17 protein-coding genes and 3 pseudogenes are annotated in these 17,579 nt (G+C 45.3%); 1 reads left to right on the top strand and 19 read right to left on the bottom strand.

Annotated features, from left to right (window positions below; all coding sequences use genetic code 11):
• Position 1: 1 nt before the first annotated feature.
• A complete protein-coding gene (locus tag AB8880_10790) occupies positions 2 to 652 on the top strand; it encodes an IS1595 family transposase (protein XDZ65399.1) in 651 nt (216 codons plus the stop codon).
• A 398-nt stretch (positions 653 to 1,050) separates the two neighbouring features.
• Here AB8880_10790 and AB8880_10785 read toward each other — a convergent pair whose 3' ends face one another.
• The 19 genes and pseudogenes from AB8880_10785 to AB8880_10695 all read right to left on the bottom strand — a co-directional run bounded on the left by AB8880_10785 (position 1,051) and on the right by AB8880_10695 (position 17,577).
• Complete coding sequence (locus AB8880_10785) at positions 1,051 to 2,490, bottom strand: MOP flippase family protein (protein ID XDZ65398.1); 1,440 nt, start codon at positions 2,488 to 2,490, stop codon at positions 1,051 to 1,053.
• Positions 2,487 to 3,188 (bottom strand): methyltransferase domain-containing protein, encoded by a 702-nt coding sequence (locus tag AB8880_10780; GenBank protein XDZ65397.1) that lies wholly within the window; start codon positions 3,186 to 3,188, stop codon positions 2,487 to 2,489. Before AB8880_10780 ends, AB8880_10785 begins: the two co-directional genes overlap by 4 nt.
• A 207-nt stretch (positions 3,189 to 3,395) precedes the next feature.
• Positions 3,396 to 3,683, bottom strand: a pseudogene (locus tag AB8880_10775) (transposase).
• 121 nt (positions 3,684 to 3,804) lie between these two features.
• Positions 3,805 to 3,989: pseudogene (locus AB8880_10770) on the bottom strand (hypothetical protein).
• A complete protein-coding gene (gene rffA, locus AB8880_10765) occupies positions 3,952 to 5,100 on the bottom strand; it encodes a dTDP-4-amino-4,6-dideoxygalactose transaminase (GenBank protein XDZ65396.1) in 1,149 nt (382 codons plus the stop codon). Before rffA ends, AB8880_10770 begins: the two are co-directional and overlap by 38 nt.
• Positions 5,097 to 5,789 carry a WbqC family protein gene (locus AB8880_10760; protein XDZ65395.1) on the bottom strand — a complete coding sequence of 231 codons (693 nt, stop codon included), beginning with the start codon at positions 5,787 to 5,789 and terminating at the stop codon, positions 5,097 to 5,099. Before AB8880_10760 ends, rffA begins: the two co-directional genes overlap by 4 nt.
• Positions 5,790 to 5,794: 5 nt before the next feature.
• Positions 5,795 to 6,526: a phosphocholine cytidylyltransferase family protein gene (locus tag AB8880_10755; GenBank protein ID XDZ65394.1), complete on the bottom strand. Its 732-nt coding sequence runs from the start codon at positions 6,524 to 6,526 to the stop codon at positions 5,795 to 5,797.
• On the bottom strand, positions 6,523 to 7,308 hold the full coding sequence (locus AB8880_10750) for a 3'(2'),5'-bisphosphate nucleotidase CysQ (GenBank protein XDZ65393.1): 786 nt from the start codon (positions 7,306 to 7,308) through the stop codon (positions 6,523 to 6,525). The genes AB8880_10755 and AB8880_10750 overlap by 4 nt, the downstream gene beginning before the upstream one ends.
• The gene (locus AB8880_10745) at positions 7,301 to 7,888 is read right to left on the bottom strand and encodes a gamma-glutamyl-gamma-aminobutyrate hydrolase family protein (protein ID XDZ65392.1); all 588 of its coding nucleotides are present in this window, start codon (positions 7,886 to 7,888) and stop codon (positions 7,301 to 7,303) included. The genes AB8880_10750 and AB8880_10745 overlap by 8 nt, the downstream gene beginning before the upstream one ends.
• On the bottom strand, positions 7,885 to 10,200 hold the full coding sequence (locus AB8880_10740; GenBank protein XDZ65391.1) for a PEP-utilizing enzyme: 2,316 nt from the start codon (positions 10,198 to 10,200) through the stop codon (positions 7,885 to 7,887). The genes AB8880_10745 and AB8880_10740 overlap by 4 nt, the downstream gene beginning before the upstream one ends.
• A gap of 5 nt (positions 10,201 to 10,205) precedes the next feature.
• On the bottom strand, positions 10,206 to 10,988 hold the full coding sequence (locus AB8880_10735; protein ID XDZ65390.1) for a class I SAM-dependent methyltransferase: 783 nt from the start codon (positions 10,986 to 10,988) through the stop codon (positions 10,206 to 10,208).
• On the bottom strand, positions 10,972 to 11,511 hold the full coding sequence (locus tag AB8880_10730; GenBank protein XDZ65389.1) for an adenylyl-sulfate kinase: 540 nt from the start codon (positions 11,509 to 11,511) through the stop codon (positions 10,972 to 10,974). The genes AB8880_10735 and AB8880_10730 overlap by 17 nt, the downstream gene beginning before the upstream one ends.
• Positions 11,512 to 12,657, bottom strand: a complete 1,146-nt coding sequence (locus tag AB8880_10725; GenBank protein ID XDZ65388.1) for a CDP-glycerol glycerophosphotransferase family protein — start codon at positions 12,655 to 12,657, stop codon at positions 11,512 to 11,514.
• A gap of 134 nt (positions 12,658 to 12,791) precedes the next feature.
• Positions 12,792 to 13,841: a TDP-N-acetylfucosamine:lipid II N-acetylfucosaminyltransferase gene (locus AB8880_10720; protein XDZ65387.1), complete on the bottom strand. Its 1,050-nt coding sequence runs from the start codon at positions 13,839 to 13,841 to the stop codon at positions 12,792 to 12,794.
• 96 nt (positions 13,842 to 13,937) lie between these two features.
• Complete coding sequence (locus AB8880_10715) at positions 13,938 to 14,243, bottom strand: hypothetical protein (protein ID XDZ65386.1); 306 nt, start codon at positions 14,241 to 14,243, stop codon at positions 13,938 to 13,940.
• Positions 14,244 to 14,288: 45 nt separating this feature from the next.
• Positions 14,289 to 14,366 (bottom strand): annotated as a pseudogene (locus tag AB8880_10710) (hypothetical protein).
• Positions 14,367 to 14,521: 155 nt separating this feature from the next.
• Entirely contained in the window at positions 14,522 to 15,385 is an 864-nt protein-coding gene (gene rfbA / locus AB8880_10705) for a glucose-1-phosphate thymidylyltransferase RfbA (GenBank protein ID XDZ65385.1), read from the bottom strand.
• Positions 15,386 to 16,450, bottom strand: coding sequence for a dTDP-glucose 4,6-dehydratase (gene rfbB, locus AB8880_10700; GenBank protein ID XDZ65384.1), 1,065 nt, complete (start codon positions 16,448 to 16,450; stop codon positions 15,386 to 15,388).
• Positions 16,447 to 17,577, bottom strand: coding sequence for a DegT/DnrJ/EryC1/StrS family aminotransferase (locus AB8880_10695; GenBank protein ID XDZ65383.1), 1,131 nt, complete (start codon positions 17,575 to 17,577; stop codon positions 16,447 to 16,449). Before AB8880_10695 ends, rfbB begins: the two co-directional genes overlap by 4 nt.
• Positions 17,578 to 17,579 lie beyond the last annotated feature (2 nt).

The raw sequence follows: 17,579 nt of genomic DNA, 5'->3' as shown, positions 1-17,579 counted from the left end.
GATGAGAAAGAGCAGATTAAGCCGATTGAAGCAGACTAAATTGATGGAGCATTATGTTGCGGGAACGACGGCGAGATGTGCCGCTGATTTGGTGGGTGTAAACTTCAAAACAGCAGCATATTACTTTCATCGTCTGCGGGAAATCATCGCCCTTGAGACGCAAAATAACGATGTGCTTTCAGGTGAATTTGAGGTGGATGAGAGTTACTTTGGAGGCACACGTAAAGGCAAACGCGGGCGAGGTTCTGCGGGCAAAGTTCCTGTGTTTGGTATCCTCAAACGTGGCGGTAAGGTTTACACACAGATCATTCCAGATGCGTCAGGTCAAACGCTTATACCTATCATAGAAGATCGTATTATGCCTGATAGCATCGTATATTCAGATTGCTGGCGTGGATACAATGTCCTTGATGTATCTGAATTTAAGCATTACCGCATTAATCATTCAGTATTGTTTGCAGATAAGAAAAACCACATTAACGGCATTGAGAACTTCTGGAACCAGGCGAAACGGCATATGCGTAAATTTAACGGTATTCCTGCCAAGCATTTTCCGCTATTTTTAAAGGAGTGCGAGTGGCGATTCAACAACCCATCACCACAGACGCAATTAAAACATGTCAAACAATGGGTTAACAAACATATGGGCTAGTTATCTGGTACAGCCCCTAATTTATTTATTGGCCATGGGTAGCTTATAACTTTTTTATCTTACTTTCAATTATCGGTTTTTGTCGTATTCCATTATTTATTTTGATCTATTCTATATTTTAAAATTGTAACATATTTCCACGTAATCAATTCTTATCAAATCCATCCTCAGAATAGTATGGGATTTTATTATTAGGATTGCATCGAGTTAATTTTCTGATTTGTTTTTTTACTTGCTCGTTTATGACAGATTATCCTTATTCTGATATACCTATTAATATTTTTCGTTATTTTATAAATTGTCATTTATCTTTAATTAAAGATTCCATTAACTTTTGTATTTTCTTGAATTATCTTATCAATCGTTATTGAAGATGTTTAATATTTTAAATCTATTTATTAACTTCGTTGGGTAATCAATTCCCACATCAAATCAACCCAACTGCGATTCATCAGGTAACTCAAGCCTAAGTACAGTGGTGCCGAGACCATAACAGCAATCACCAGGCGCAATAACCAACCATCAAAGTCCGCAGCCAGAACAAACGAGACGCCAACTGCTATCCCGGCGATTAGAAACGGTCGCAATGAAGCCACGGCAGTCTCAAGCAAAGTTGCCTTACAAAGCGGATGGATCAGTACAAACCATCCCGGTATGAATAGCGCGACGCTCAGCCCAAATAGCGACCAAGCAAGACCTTGTGGGCCGAAAGTTGAACCAAACAACACGACCGGAGGCACAATCAAAAGCATCATAAGGTTCCATTTGAGCGAAAGATCGGCCCGCCCCATGCCAAGCAACAAACTGCCTACCGGGTTTCCGGTTGAACGCAATCCACCCCAGAGCGCCAAGGTTTGCAACAACACCGCCGACTGTTCCCAGCCCTCTCCTAAAACAAGATGAACAATCTCTGGCGCAAAGAAGAACGCGCCTACATAGATCGGCGCATTGGTTGATGCAGTCATGTTCAATATTTGCAGATAGATGGAGCGCACCCGAGGAATATCATGCTGCACTTCCGCGATCAGTGGAAACGCAACTCTCGTAATGATTGGATTCACAACAAACTGAACCTGGAGCACCAACTGGCGCGGGATGCTATACAACCCCAGCTGAGCGGCAGCCAAAAGACGTCCACCAAGCAACAAATCGATCGTCAGATTGATTTGATTCACAACATTATTTGCAACCAATGCGCCGCCAAACCCAAGAAAAGATCGTACTTCGACAAACCGCAGACGCATCGCCGGCCGCCAACCCTGCGCAAGAAAACCCCATAACAATAGAGAGGTAACGATCGCAGCAGCAATAGAGCCAACAACCAAGGCATAAACGCCCCATTCAAGCAGCGCTCCGGTAATGGCAACGGCCAAGCCAAGTAAGGCGGCAACCACTTCGATCACTACAACCGGCCCAAAGTGCAACTCCTTCTCAGCCGCCAGACGCACCTGAATACCGAGTGCCGCAATCACAAAAGTAGTGGCACTCAACATCATCAGCGGCCCGACTCTCTCATCGCCGAAGTACAAAGCAAATAGCGGGCTCAGGAGAATCACCAGTACCATCAATCCGAAACTGAGCAAGACATTGAACCAAAATAGACTCGAGCGCTGCTCCTCGCTCACATCTCGGCGTTGCAGAAACGCACTGTTGACTCCGAAATCCGAAAATAGCGCAGCTAAACTTAACACAACAGTGACCATTGCCATCAAACCGTAATCTTCTGGGGCCAGAAGCCTCGCCAGGATAGCGATTTGAGCAACCTGCAGTAACGCTTTGGCAACTGCTCCGATCGTTGTCCAACGAACAGCAGATAACGTCCGTCTACGAAGCGTCATACCGCGTTCGGCTTCTTCGCTGTAACGAAATAGCCAGAAGACTCCAATGACCAATTACGATCTAACTTATCTAACCACGGTGCAGTCAATTGACCAAGCGTCCAAAAAGGTACTAATACTGTAAATGCCAAAGCTTTTAAAGGCTTTGGGCCACGAACAAAACGCCTAGAAAAATAATTAAATTTCATCACCCACGTTGTAAAGAAACCGGATTGCGGTTCGACAACCACATTAATAAAACCCGCTTTTTCAAACATAAATTCTAGCCCATATGGCGTATAGCGATAAAAGTCATAAGGCGCTTCGTGAATCCACCACTGCCAAGGCACTTGCAGCACGATGTTCCCGCCCGGCTTTAAAATGCGACAGGCTTCGTTCAACATATTCTGCGGCTCGCACAAATGTTCCATAACAGAAAGTGACACTATAGTATCGGCCACTTCCGAATCAATCGGCACAGGCTTATTTAAATCCGCAGCGACATCTGCTTTGGTGTCATGGAAGCTCCCAGCCCAGTCAACACCAACATATTGATCAACATAATTTAGAAAGAACTTTTTATAAGTTGCTTCACCACAACCCAAGTCATACATAACACCCTTATATAGCGGTGCGTTCTTTAATAAAAAATTTTCGCCGATGTTATAAACCAACCAATTGTGCAATTTGCGATTATGGTGATTTTCACTTATTTTCATCTTTACTCTTCTTCACGTTATATTTTCTTACGTCGATATATCTCTATATTTCAATTGAACAAAACGGCGGGCATATTCATCCATTGGCAAAGGAATTGAATTCCCGACGGTCTCAACTGTAATACCACCGTTTATAACGGTAGGTTTTAGTAGAGCTTAGGCTGCTTTTGTAATCCCCCCATTTTTAACGGGAGGTTTTAGTAGAGCCTAGGCTGCTTTCAACAGCCATCTTGGTGGTACGCCGCCAATAGCGGTATTTGGTCTTTCATTGTTGAACTTCCAAAGCCACTGTGTGGCAAGTAACTGGGCATGCTCAACGGACTCAAATTGATGCAAATCGAGCCATTCATGTCTCGCTGTTCGATTGAAGCGCTCAATGTATGCATTCTGAGTTGACCTACCAGGCTGGATATACAGCATCGTTCTCTGGTTCTCTGTAGCCCAGTTAATCAGCGGTCCAGAAATTAGCTCTGGGCCGTATTACCAACGGAGTGATCATTAGCCCTGATCCTTTCCGTTCTCTCGCATGCTATTCGAACCACTGGGAATGTAAGTCATTTTCCGGTTCATTTATTAACGCCACACAACAGATGAGGACCGGAAATGACTAAGCAAACCCAGAGATTACAAAAAAAACATCCACACCCCAACCACCAAAATCAGAAAAGAAATTGCCGACTGGATTGGTGCGTTCAAAGTCATAAAAAACCTGCATAAAGTGATGAAAAACAACGAGTAACGCCGCCCCCTCAAGAATTGGATGCTATAAAAAGTCTGATTCACGAAAAAACTCAACAACATTTACAATCACTTTCTCCCGCTCCCCCTCACTCATTCCGTAATACATCGGCAAGCGAACTAGGCGTTCGCTTTCGGTGGTGGTGTATTGGTCTATGCCGTTAAACTCGCCAAACTTTTGCCCAGCCGGTGCGGAGTGCAATGGGATGTAGTGGAACACCGCCATAATATTATTGGCTTTTAAATGGACGATAAAGGCACTACGTTGGTCGAGGTCTTTTAGCTTGAGGTAATACATGTGCGCGTTGTGTTGGCAATGCTCAGGAACAATCGGCAAATCCACCAGGCCTGGTGGTAACTGTTTAAATGCTTGGTGGTACGCATTCCAAGTTGCTAAACGGTTTTGGTTGATGTCATCCGCTTTTGCTAACTGTCCCCACAAAAACGCGGCTTGCAATTCGCTAGGCAAATAGCTGCTTCCTACGTCCACCCAAGTATATTTATCTACTTGTCCACGGAAAAACTGACTGCGGTTAGTGCCTTTTTCGCGAATCACTTCTGCTCGTTGTAAAAAACGTTCATCGTTAATAATCAACAATCCACCTTCCCCGCCGCTGGTGTAGTTTTTGGTTTCGTGAAAACTAAACGCGCCCAAATGGCCGATTGTGCCGAGTGGCTTGCCTTTGTAGCTGCTCATCATGCCTTGTGCGGCATCTTCCACTACAAACAAATCATGACGCTGGGCGATATCCATAATCGCATACATCTCGCACCCCACCCCCGCATAATGCACCGGCACAATCGCTTTGGTGTTAGGTGTAATCGCCGCTTCAATTTTGGTTTCGTCGATATTCATGGTATCTGGGCGAATATCCACAAACACAATTTTTGCGCCACGCAACACAAACGCATTGGCGGTGCTGACAAAGGTATAGCTAGGCATAATCACTTCATCACCCGGCTGAATATCCAACAGAATCGCCGCCATTTCCAATGCCGCCGTGCAAGAAGGAGTGAGCAAGGTTTTAGGGCAACCTAAGTTTTCTTCAAACCAGTCCTGGCACGTTTTACCAAAAAAACCATCGCCCGAAATTTTATTGCTCTGCATAGCCTGCAAAACATACTGCTTTTCATTGCCGGTTAAAGGGGGCTTATTGAACTCAATATGCCTCATTTAAAACTCTTCATAAAATTTTTAGCGTTTGGGCCTTCATTAAAGATCAAATCTAGAATAGTCACACCATGTTCAAACGGCGAGTGTAATTGTTGATAATCTAGATAACCTGAATAATCCATCCACTCGACTTGAATGCCCATTTTTGCGGCCAAGGCGACATCAAGATAATCTTTTGCCGCTGGGCCACTTAAATACACATCCGCACTAGCTTGTTGGCAAATCCCCAATAATTTTTCTGTTTTCCCTTCGACTAAATTAAACTCACTTGACCAACGAAGTTTAGTATTGATACCCAAAATTTCATTAATGATTTTAATCAGCCTAAGATTTACTTGACTCAACAATTCTTCATTGTTATTTAGATAAAAATCTTCAAAACTATCTTTATATTTTTTAAAGTACGAGGTTTTGGTATAAAATTGCTTGATAGTTTGCCAATGTTTAACCGCCCAATCTGGTTCGGAAATACGAGTTTCATTGATTTTCTGAAAATATTTACCTTTAACATCGACAGGAACAGTTAACCATTTAGAGCCTTGAGAGGTTTTTATTTTATTGCGATTTCGCCAATCACGGCGGGTGTATTGCATGTCATCATACAAAACAAATTCATCAACGGAATTTATTAGATCAAAATACCCCTTCCAAGGAATATAGTTTGATTGCAAAATAGCTATTTTCTTCATTACATTTAATTAATTCCTTTGTCTTCTTGATAGAAAATGAGATCGTTTTCCGAATCCACCTCTCCCCAAGGATCTAAATTTTTTAAGGCCTCTATTTTAATGATGTTGCTATCGATAATATTTTGAAGCATGTGGGTCATTTGCATTTTGTCGCATTGTTCTGGTGTCAGACCTGACCGAATCTGCAACACATTCGCCCATCCCTTAGGCGTAAATCGAAGCAAACCCATATACTGACCTTGCACCTCATCAACAGATTTTGGTTTGTTACCAATCTCGACCAATGTGTGCTCAGTCGTTAGACGAAAAGTTTCCGCATCCAACAAGGGATCACCAAAGCGCTTAGTCCAGAGCTCCAGCCAATTTGGATCATAGGTGACAGCTAGGGATGCATCACATTCCATCAAGGACTGCACTGCTGAGGGGCCGTAGAAAATATCCGAGTAACTTACGATGCACGGTTCAACCCGTAACCATGCCTTTGCGCAGGCCAGCGAAGAGACCATATTGGTATCCGCCCAGCGTGGGTTATGAAACTCCATCAGCCCACGATTGGAAAGCATTTCTCGCTTGTAACCAGTGACGATAGCGATATCTGAGATGCCTGCATCGCGGAGTGCATCCAGTTGCCAATCCAGCAGTGCTTTCCCCCTCAGCTCGACTAGACACTTCGGACGTTCCTTGGTCAGATTTTTCATGCGGCTGCCGCGACCGGCGGCAAGGATAATTGCCTTCATAACAACTCGCTTTCGTACTCTATCAGTGTAAATGCTTCTCGGCAGTAAGGCGCACGCATGGCCAATAATCTGGGGTTGCGACGTCGAGGCTTGCCATACCGAAGCGCTTTACCAGTATGCCAATCCAAAACCTCTCCGCCTGCAGCCTCCAACAAAGCTTGACCTGCAGCTGTATCCCACTCGGAACTGCCCACAAGACGCGGAAACACATCCACTTCTGCGGCAGCAAGCAAGCCGTATTTTAATGCGGAACCAACCGCGATTCGCTGGTCGATTTGATTCTGGGCTGCGAACACATCGACATCCGGGTGATCATGAAACCGACTGATCGCCATCCTACAGGCGGGTAATTGCACCTGTGGCAAAAGAGCCGATTCCGCTCCGTTCCTGATTCGCCACGCACCCAAGCCCTGGGCGCCCCAATAAAGATCACCAAGTGCAGGAGCAAATACCACCCCGAGCACAGGCCGTCCTTGATCGACGAGGGCAATATTGACGGTGAACTCGCCATTACTAGCCATAAAATCCTTGGTGCCATCGAGCGGATCGACCAACCAATAACGTTCGGCATCGAAATGGAGGTCTTCACCTTCCTCAGAGACGATGGTCACTGCGCTGTGAGCGAGGTGGCGGACAATGACCTGATGCGACGCCTGATCCGCCAGTGTCAATGGCGAGCCATCCTGTTTGAGCGACACCGATAACGGCTGCTGATAATGTGGCATGATGGCATGTCCCGCCAGTCGCGATGCCTCAAGTGCCAGGGCCAGTAGTTTATCCACCGAACAGCGCCTTGATTCGGTAGTTATCGTCGGCCACAAAGTGATCTTCTCGCTCAGGATGCCACATCCAGCCTTCCCACGGCAGCACACGGTGACGAATCGCTTCGATTTCTCCGTCTTCACTACGCGCCATCACTTCAAAATCACTCGGGCAATCAGTTAAAGAGTAGTTGTGGTAACTGTTCACCTCTGTGGAAATTTCTCCGCTCAATTGATGTCGCGTTCTAACATGCCCGCTGACTCGATGAAAAGTCGCACCAGCCCAATGCGCCATCATCTGCATACCGCGACAAATCCCAAGTACCGGTAAAGTCAATTCTTTCGCATAAGAAAGCAAGGCAAGCTCGGTTTCGTCACGCTCAGGGTATTGACCAATGTCGTTACCTCCAGAAAGCACTAAAGCAGATGGTCGCAAAGTCATCAACCAACCGCGAATAGAGTCACCCAAGCCATTCGGTACCGGCACAGGCACATAGCCACATCTTGTCAGCCACTCTATCAAACGCTGATCTAACGCGTCTCTCGTTTCATTGCGATCAGAAAAAGAGTCTACCCGCTGGCTAACGGCCACCACCTTCACGCCAGCACCTCTACCCGCCGCCCGGCGCAATCTAAATACAGGCGTTGCGCTTCTGACCAACGGCGGTACAGCACTTCACCTGCACCGATAACTGAAGGCAACCCAAGCTCCCCCGCACGAATTGCCATGTGAGAATTCGCGCCACCCCACGCCGTAATCAGACCGGCAATAGGATAGGCAAACAACCAGTCGAAGCCCGGGTCAGCATTCGGAATGCAGACAATCGCTCCAACCAATTGTTCGCGAGCATCACAACCCACAACTAGCGCGGTTACCTGCTTTTGCGTAATAAAGTTCGGCGCAGTATCCGGCCATTCAAAAGCCCAGATATCCTTCGGCTTAGCAATCAAGGGGGGCAATGAAATCTTGAGTGTTTCGTCATATCGCGCCTTCCCTTGTTCAATAGCATTCGAGAGCACTTTCTTTGGGTCAGTCGCTGCAACATGTAATTCCCTGAAGGCGGCAATGTCGCAATAAGCCAAATCCTCACGAGCAAAGCCGTATTGATCGCCAACCTCTGCGATTAGGGCAAGTGCATCCGACAGGTTGCGGGTGAAATGAAACTTCGCAAGCTCGCGCAACTCGATACCCGCCTGCATGAAGTCGAACAATCCAACCGGGTCAGGCTGCAATCCGTGAGCTTCAAGTAACTTCGCGATCTCGCGCATCTGTTGCAATGTTAATGCAAAAGGCTTGACCGCCTCCGGCGCCGGCAAACTCTGGCTCCAATCAAAGTAGAGCTCAGGTGCTTCATCATAGCGAGGCGAGAGAATGTCATAGGTACCGGGCCGCAAATGGCCATAACGCGCCAGAAAAGTAGCCTTATCCAACATGGCTCGATCGCGCGCCAACTGCCCGCTCACGGTCGTTACACTGCCAAGAAAAGCGTCGTAATCTGCCTGCGAAAACACGCCTACAGCCACCAAAGACTTGAGCATTTGCACAGCCACAAATCCTGCTCGTGCCAGACCAGCAAAAGGCAAGGTACCGTATCGCTTAGCATCTTCCAGCAACCAGTAGATACGCTCGAGCGGCTCTGAACTGGCACCCAACAACTCTTCACGCCGAGCGGTAAGCGTATCGATCTTAGCCGCATCACCCCTCCACAACCCCTCTTTGGGATGAACGATACGGTTGGTGAGCTTGCGCAGGCTATCAGCAATAGCTTCACGTTCGCGCTTTGAAAAACCTGCTTGAGACAGACTTTCTAGTCGCTCCGGTAAATCCAGCGTATAGCAGGAGAAAACAATTTCAAACTCCACTTTGTCATGTAATGTGGGTTCGGCCAATAAGCGGTCGATATAGTAATCGACCAACCGTCCGGCAAGCCCTTCATCCAGATCAGCGGGGATGAAAGAGTTGAACGATAACCGCACATCGATATAAGGCAATCCAAAAAAATGCGGCATCAATGGGAAACTGCGCAAATTTCGGTAACCATAGTTGTGGCGCTGGTAGGCCCAGATAGAATCTGTGATGAGTTCGCGATACAGCGATAGCGCCAGTGGCTTGGGACGAACGCCTACAATCTCGGCCGGGTTCCAGTCCGGCATCACACCATAAACCGTGCGTCGACCAATAAGAAAAGGATGCGGTTGCATCCCACTAGCCACCTTGCGCTCGATCATTTCAAGCCGCGCTGATTGAGTCTCTGCGGATTCCGGAGTACCCCTAAGTATTAATGGCCGCGCCTGCAACAGCCATAAGATCTCATCATCACCCTGACAAGTTACTGCAAATTCGCAATCGACTGGCACGTTATCAAAGAGCATTAGAAGCTCATCAAGCAAGTCCATGATTGGCGCCAAAGTTGACGATGATGGAATTTTGCTATTCGCTGCCTGCTGCCAAACACGGCCACCTAAACCACCAGTGACCTCAGCTGTATCGCCACCATCCGTCCAATTCACCATGCGATAGGGCGCGCAAGTATTAGGATCATGCGAAAAAGCTACTCCAGAACGTACCACTTCAGTCAGCATGGGCTGAATCAACACCTCATCGCTGATATCTGCTTGGCCGTAGGCGGCAACAACCTCTTCTATCGCCTTTTCTAATCCTACTGAATCCACATTTGGAATAGACAGGAATGCACCTGCATTAGACGAGTCAACACCATCTTCCCGACCACAACTGGAACGCACAATCCACAAATCAGAGCCAAGCGTTTCTGCCAAACCAGCAAGACAATTCTTTCGATCCGACTGCCAGCTTCCTACTGAGAAAGCGTGCAGTGGCAAAATACAGGCTGTCCGCAGCACAACCTGCAGGCTAGCCAACGTACCGGCCTTGGTAGTGAAGACCAAGGGCATTTAGGTTAATCCTTACGACGAGCGGACCACGCCCGAGTTAGATAAGTTGCCTCGATAACTTTCAGACCAGAGATACGCTTTTCGACAAAATCTAGGAAAGACTCAAATTTATCTGGCCCGAGTTGTACGCGCAGATCATTTACTGAGCGCCAAGCACCTAGATACCTATCAACAGTCATTTCAATAACGTGACGACCTTCCAGATACACCACATCGTCAAAGCGGGGAGATGCCCATAATTGCTCAGTCAAAGTTTCAGTGATTCCGGAACGACCGGAAGAAACACGCTTAATGTTAGGGCGCAACGTGTCCAAATGCGCTTCGATTTCAACCAACAGCGGGTTGACCTCAATCAAGCGTGGATTCCAGAGCGCAGTGAAACGACCACCAGGCCGCAGCACGCGGTGAAACTCCTGAGTAGCTTTATCAAAATCAGCCCAATGAAAACTTGAAGCCATAGACAACCAATCAGCAGAAGCATCAGATAAGCCTGTTTCTTCTGCGCTACCTGCCATCCATCGAATGCTTGTTTTCTGAGTGTCAGCAATACCGTTAACCCTCATATCGTCATTTGGTTCAACCGCCGTGACACTTTTAACACCCGCATCAAAAACCATACGGCTCCAAATACCAGTACCTGCTCCCACATCTACAAAATCAACATCAGACGCGGGCTCGCTTATCAAGCCCAACAAGGCTTTGAGTACCGAAGGACAGTAGTCCGGCCGATGTTCAGAGTAATCTTTTGCCAGGCCGGTAAAATCACCGGCTTTAAGTGTTTGAGTCATTACGCTTCTCCGTTTTTAAAATCAGTAGTAATTCATCTGCTAGATTTGCAACTGAGTGGCCCGGATCAAACTCCACGACCCAATCAGCAGCTTCAGGTTCATCGATAGGCAAATCAAGCCCAGCCACATGAGTCAGTTCACCCGCATCGAAGCGACGGTAAATCTCCTTGGGATCACGGCGACGTAGTTCATCGAGCGGCACCTTCAAATAAACTTCTAAATAGCCGGGAAGGTACGCACGATTCCAGGTGTGTACTTCGCGAAAAAGTGAAATGGTGGCAATCACCACTGTAAACCCTTGTGCTGCGATAACGCGGCATAGATGCGAGTATTGCACCGCTAACGCCAAACGTCCTTCACGCCCATGATTGGCAGCATTTGCCGCAACCGCTCCAAAAACCTCTCGAAGCTCATCTCCATCGAGCATAACCACAGCTTCGCCTTCAGCGCGCAAACGAGCAACGACTTCTTGGGCCAAGGTCGACTTTCCGGCACCAGATAGCCCAGTAATCCAAATAACCATTTAATTAAGCCTATGATCCATAATTGCATTTAAAAAAATTGACTTCGAGTTATCTAAATTAAAAACATAAGACTCTGTAGTCGCCACTCTATCGTTCAACTCAAGGCAAGAAATTATTTCAATTGAAAGCTTGTTAGTTTCAGCGACCAAAGGGCCTAAAATTTCGATTCCTGATAGCGCTTGCTGTGCAAGTGAGTGATCTTCACAATAAAAAATCACTGGCTTATCAAATGCATATCTATAAGTAATTGCAGTACCTGAAACATCAGTAACCATAATACAGGAATCTAAATACGAATTAAAATAATCAACAGATGTATCAAACACAAAATCAAACGTCGAAAATCTCTTTTTTATATTCTCAAAAAGAACTCGATTTAAACCATGCCTAATACTCAAAGGATGAGGCCGAAAAACGACAGAGAAGCCTGAAGAAAGAAGAGATTCTATTATTTCAACAGACTTTGGTAGCGATGATAAATTTTTATAAATTGTATCATTTGAATATGTTGGAGCGTACAAAACTTTTGGCTTATCGTGACTATACACTGTCGACACATCAGCCACCCTTTTTCGCAAATCATCGAGCTTTGGGTATCCAACCTTCAATACCCTTTTCCCAAACTTTTTTTCTGACTGAAACCTTTCGATCAACTCATCATACTGTTGTATTGTAGCTGTTAAGAAAACATGATAAGAATCAAACCCACCCTTAACAAAACCATCAAGCCCAGCCACAGAATGAAAGTAATAATACCTGGGTGTTTTACGAGGAAAGTAATAATGCTTACCTGAAACACTCGATAAAAAAACAAACGACTCAAATAAAGGCAAAATCCTGGAAGAGTTATTGCAGATCAAAAAGCATCCGCTCATAACCTCCCTCAACTGAGCATCAAGGTTCGAATCTTTCAGCCACTCGGGAAAAATAAAAATTCTGTAGCCTTCTTTATGAAGGCTTGTAAGTACACTATTTATGTTTGATATATAAGAGGGGAGGCCACAAGATACAAAAATACGTTTATTAACAGGTGTTAACAGTATCCTAAAAAAAGAAAATGAGCCAAACAAAGAGAAAATGGCAACAATTTTCTCTGTAATAGGACCATAGCCAAAAAATTTCTCAATGAACTTGAGTATATTCATCCAAATATTAACCTCAAGCCGCAAATCAGATTCGACTCAGATATAGCATGAAGCGATGAGACCAGAGTTTACATTTTTTTGTTTTTGAACAATTGGGACTTGCCATTTACCAACACCAATCACTAGCACTTTCTTCATAGCAGACATTCGCTTAAGCAGTTTTTTAATACATTTATTGAAAACAATTCTTTTATCTTGAACCTGTTAGCATCCATATATATATCAATATAGAATGTATCTTTACATTCAATATCTTCAATTTTAAAGATTTGGATATGATGCTCTGATAAGAATTTATATTGAACCGTATCCTGCCGCATAAACACTTTTTTACCTAAACCCAACAGCGTAATGGTATTGCCCATCGCTTGTTGCCGTTTGTGGTTGAAAATAGCGATGTCAATTTTGCCTAAAAATTCAATGTACTGGTTAAACGGCATGTGTTCGGTTAGCGCTTCAAATTTATCGCCAAAGCGCTGCTTTGCTTCTTCAATGATGCTTTTGGCATAGTCTTGGTTACCATAAGTCAAAGGCGCGTAGATTTTGATGTCTCGGTCTTTAAAGGCTTCGAGTTTATCAAACACCTCTAAGTGATTATTGCTTGGGTCGGCGGAATTGCCCACCAAGATATTAATGCCGCTATGTTGTTTGTGTGGTACATCGTATTCTTTGTAGAGGTTGCTGGTGTACATGAAGCATTCGTGACATTCGCCTTTTGCGCCATACCATTGTTGCGCAAGTTCGTAATTGCCTTTCATGTAGTCCACCAAATGTCCCATCTTTTTAATCACCGGCCGGCGAAAAAACTCACGCTTCTTCCATTTCCAATTGCGTTCGCCAAGTTGGTACACAAATAAATCGCCACCCCACATGACCCAATAGCATTTTTTAAGCAGCCATGGCATGCAGAATAGGATGCAAACCAGCTTAATATCAAACAAGCCATGCAAGATAACTTTTTTGGCTTGGTGCATTTTAATCACGGCTTGCCCGTAGTGTTTTAGTAGCCCTAGGATGGTTCTTTTAGCCAGTTGGACATTCACATGGGGTTTTAACTGGTCTTTAGCCATGCCATCGGTGAGCAGAAATTCATGTTCGCTAAACTCGAAGTGTTCTTTAACAAACTCGATAAACGGCGGAATAAATTTATCGCTGTTGGCAATATGGAGGATTTTTTTGCTCATAACCAGGCCTGGTGGTTTTTAATTTTGAATTGCATTGCTGCAACACTTTGGTTTGCGGTTTCATAAATACGGTGCACATAGGCTTTGTATTTTTCTTTATTGGGTAAATAAGCTTTGGTGACAGGGATCATTTTGTTTTCGCTTGATAGTATGTTTTAGCTTTAATACGGCAAAGTTCAGCTCAAAGGTGGTTTCACTGTCGGTTGTAGTGAGTCCGTCATCGATGATTTCAGCTAAAAGTTCTCCGCTTTGAGTCATTAGGGCTTTTTGCTCGTCCGGGGTCGTTTCTTGTGAACTGATTTGGGACACCACACGAGTGAGTTGGCGCAGTTTGCTGAAGGCTTCGATGATAGCCAGGGTGGTTTCGGTCGCACGCTTGCTTTTAAGAATGGTGGCAAGCATGTACAAGCCTTTTTCGCTAAAGGCTTTGGGCTTGTATTTTGTGTGTTGTCCTTGCCCCTCTGATTTTAAGGTCGAAATTTTCGACCTTAAACTTAACCAGTCATCGTCAGTTAATTCAACGATATAACCTTGCGGAAATTTCTGGGTTTTTTTAACGGCTCCATTGATACGTTTGGTTTCGACTTAGTATAGCTGAGCAATATCACTGTCCAACAGCATTTGCTGGTTGTTCAGTTGAATGAACTTAGATTGCACTTCATGAATAGTGATTTCGTTGTTCATTTGATTAAGTCCGCTAGATATTGCCCATAGCCATTTTTGCTGAGGGCTTGCGCGGTTTGCGCGACTTGGTCATTGCTGAGCCAGCCGTTGCGCCAGGCGATTTCCTCTAAACAGGCGATTTTGTAGCCTTGGCGTTTTTCGATGGTTTCGACAAACATGGCGGCTTCAAGCAGGCTTTCGTGGGTACCGGTGTCGAGCCAGGCAAAGCCACGGCCTAGCAGTTCGACATTGAGATCACCGCGTTCCATGTACATCTGGTTGATGGTGGTGATTTCGAGTTCGCCTCGGTGGCTGGGCTTCACTTCTTTCGCCATTTCTACGACATCATTATCGTAAAAATACAAGCCGGTCACCGCGAAATTGGATTTGGGTTGAGTTGGCTTTTCTTCGATGCTGATGGCTTTTTTGTTTTCATCAAACGCCACGACACCAAAGCGTTCCGGGTCTTTGACTTGGTAGCCAAAGACAGTCGCGCCCGTTGGACGGCTTGACGCGCGTTTGAGAATGGGTGTAAAGCCTTGTCCCCAGAAGATATTGTCGCCAAGCACTAAACACACGCTGTCGTTGCCAATAAAGTCTTCACCAATCGTAAAGGCTTGCGCGAGACCATCCGGGCTGGGCTGGATGGCATAGCTGAGATTGACGCCAAACGCCTTGCCATCACCCAGCATACGCATAAATCCGGCTTGATCTTCGGTAGTGGTGATAATCAAAACATCTTGAATCCCCGCTAGCATCAGCACACTCAGCGGGTAATAAATCATTGGCTTGTCGTAAATGGGTAAAAGTTGCTTGGAGATGCCTTTGGTGATGGGATACAAGCGAGTGCCGGAACCGCCTGCTAAAATAATTCCTTTCATTTAGGCACCCTCACCTAATCGACCTAAGCGATAGTCACCATCGAGCACACGTTGCCACCAGTTTTGATTGCTTAAATACCACTCAACGGTCTTGCGCAAACCTGTTTCAAAAGTCTCTTGCGGTGTCCAGCCAAGATCACGCTCGATCTTTGAGGCATCAATGGCATAGCGCACATCATGACCCGGACGGTCTTTGACATACACGATCAAATCCTCGTAACGCTCAACACCTTCAGGCTTGTTAGGTACAAGCTCTTCAAGCAAGCCACAGAGTGTGCGTACCACATAAATGTTAGCCACCTCGTTATGCCCACCGATGTTATATGTCTCACCATCCTTGGCCTCTAAGGCTACTTTGACCAGGGCTCTTGCATGATCTTCTACATGCAGCCAGTCACGGATCTGCAGGCCATCACCATATATGGGTAATGACTTACCAGAGATAGCATTGAGGATCATGTGAGGGATCAGCTTCTCAGGGAACTGATAAGGACCGTAGTTGTTAGAACAGTTAGTAATAACAATGGGTAAACCGTAGGTACGGTTCCAAGCACGGACTAAATGATCGGAGCTCGCTTTTGAGGCGGAGTACGGGGAGCTCGGCTCATAGGATGTTGTCTCTAAGAACAAATCATCCGTGCCTTCTAAATCGCCGTAAACCTCATCGGTTGAGACATGGTGAAAGCGAAAAGAGGCCTTATCCTCATCAGCCAAACAAGACCAATACTCACGTGCCGCTTCTAATAATGTATAAGTACCGACAATGTTAGTCTGAATAAACTCAGAAGGACCATCAATGGAACGATCGACATGGCTCTCGGCCGCCAGATGCATCACCACATTCGGCTTAAAATTAAAAAAGATATTACGGACAGCTGCCGAATCACAGATATCGGCTTGAACAAACTGGTATCGATCAGATGAATCCACATCAAGTAGAGAATCGAGGTTACCGGCATACGTGAGCTTATCGAGATTAAGTACCTGGGCATCAGTTTCATTAATCAAATGACGAATGACAGCAGAGCCTATGAAACCTGCGCCGCCAGTGACTAAAAATTTCATAACTCTCCAGTATCAGAAAAAATCTTAAACATTACGTCTGCAACAATCGAAATTTGTTCAGCTGAAATACCCAGTCCAGAAGGCAGATAAAATCCTCGATCGTAGAGGTTTTCCGCAACAGGTAAGACTTGATCACTAACTAAACCCAGGCGCTTAATTACTGGTTGATTATGTAACGGGCCGAAAAAAGGTCTTGTCCCAATTCCAGCATTTGATAGTTTTTTTATCACATCATCTAACTGGAAACGCTTATCTATTAATAGCACCCCATACACCCAGTAAATATTTTCAGCGTAATCGGTTTTTCTAAGCGGCAACTGTATGCCCTTCACCGATGAAAATAGATCGTTATAAAGACCGCCAATCCATCGTTTTTTTTCTATAAAGCGATCCAATTGCTCTAGCTGTGCAACACCCACCGCCGCCTGCAGATTTGTCATCCGTAGATTCCAACCAAGCTTTTCGTGGATAAAGCGCTTTCCAGGTAGAAAACATAAATTTCTCAAAGATCGGCAAGCATCAGCCAAATCATCATCATCCGTGAGAATCATCCCACCCTCACCGGTAGTAATATGTTTGTTTGGATAAAAACTGACTGTACTTATGTCGCCAAAAGATCCACACGGCTGATTTCTGTATGTTTGCCCAATCATTTCAGCAGCGTCTTCAATCAACTTAATATGGTACTTTTTGCACAACTCCAAAAGAGGATTCATATCTACGGGTAAACCATAGATATGCACTGCCATAATGGCTTTAGTTTTTGGCGTAATTAACTCTTCTACTTTAGTTACGTCCATGTTCCAAGTGACTGGATCACTATCAACAAAGATTGGACGAGCACCCGATCTAATAATCTGCAACACACATGAAATAATCGTAAATGAGGGTAGGATCACCTCATCCCCATTGCCAACACCAAGTGCCTCAATCGCAGCATCAATCGCAGCGGTACCGTTTGTCACGGCAATTGCGTGCTTTCTACCTACCCTTTCAGCAAACTCTTCTTCAAAACGTTTAACGAACGGGCCTTCCGAAGATATCCATCCAGTATCGATACATTCAGCTAGATATTTTTTTTCATTACCATCAAGTAGAGGCTCATTAACAGGGATAAATTTAGACATTC

Source organism: Alphaproteobacteria bacterium LSUCC0684, from assembly GCA_041228335.1.
Taxonomy (GTDB): Bacteria; Pseudomonadota; Alphaproteobacteria; order Puniceispirillales; family UBA1172.
The sequence above is the reverse complement of the archived record's forward strand: the minus strand, read 5'-3'. Positions and strand labels throughout refer to the sequence as shown.

What these genes read in the sequence shown, in the direction of transcription:
- AB8880_10790 (XDZ65399.1), top strand. Translation starts at nt 2, where the DNA reads ATGAGAAAGAGCAGATTAAGCCGATTGAAGCAGACTAAATTGATGGAG.
- AB8880_10785 (XDZ65398.1), bottom strand. Translation starts at nt 2,490, where the DNA reads ATGACGCTTCGTAGACGGACGTTATCTGCTGTTCGTTGGACAACGATC.
- AB8880_10780 (XDZ65397.1), bottom strand. Translation starts at nt 3,188, where the DNA reads ATGAAAATAAGTGAAAATCACCATAATCGCAAATTGCACAATTGGTTG.
- rffA (XDZ65396.1), bottom strand. Translation starts at nt 5,100, where the DNA reads ATGAGGCATATTGAGTTCAATAAGCCCCCTTTAACCGGCAATGAAAAG.
- AB8880_10760 (XDZ65395.1), bottom strand. Translation starts at nt 5,789, where the DNA reads ATGAAGAAAATAGCTATTTTGCAATCAAACTATATTCCTTGGAAGGGG.
- AB8880_10755 (XDZ65394.1), bottom strand. Translation starts at nt 6,526, where the DNA reads ATGAAGGCAATTATCCTTGCCGCCGGTCGCGGCAGCCGCATGAAAAAT.
- AB8880_10740 (XDZ65391.1), bottom strand. Translation starts at nt 10,200, where the DNA reads ATGCCCTTGGTCTTCACTACCAAGGCCGGTACGTTGGCTAGCCTGCAG.
- AB8880_10735 (XDZ65390.1), bottom strand. Translation starts at nt 10,988, where the DNA reads ATGACTCAAACACTTAAAGCCGGTGATTTTACCGGCCTGGCAAAAGAT.
- AB8880_10730 (XDZ65389.1), bottom strand. Translation starts at nt 11,511, where the DNA reads ATGGTTATTTGGATTACTGGGCTATCTGGTGCCGGAAAGTCGACCTTG.
- AB8880_10725 (XDZ65388.1), bottom strand. Translation starts at nt 12,657, where the DNA reads ATGAATATACTCAAGTTCATTGAGAAATTTTTTGGCTATGGTCCTATT.
- AB8880_10720 (XDZ65387.1), bottom strand. Translation starts at nt 13,841, where the DNA reads ATGAGCAAAAAAATCCTCCATATTGCCAACAGCGATAAATTTATTCCG.
- AB8880_10715 (XDZ65386.1), bottom strand. Translation starts at nt 14,243, where the DNA reads ATGCTTGCCACCATTCTTAAAAGCAAGCGTGCGACCGAAACCACCCTG.
- rfbA (XDZ65385.1), bottom strand. Translation starts at nt 15,385, where the DNA reads ATGAAAGGAATTATTTTAGCAGGCGGTTCCGGCACTCGCTTGTATCCC.
- rfbB (XDZ65384.1), bottom strand. Translation starts at nt 16,450, where the DNA reads ATGAAATTTTTAGTCACTGGCGGCGCAGGTTTCATAGGCTCTGCTGTC.
- AB8880_10695 (XDZ65383.1), bottom strand. Translation starts at nt 17,577, where the DNA reads ATGTCTAAATTTATCCCTGTTAATGAGCCTCTACTTGATGGTAATGAA.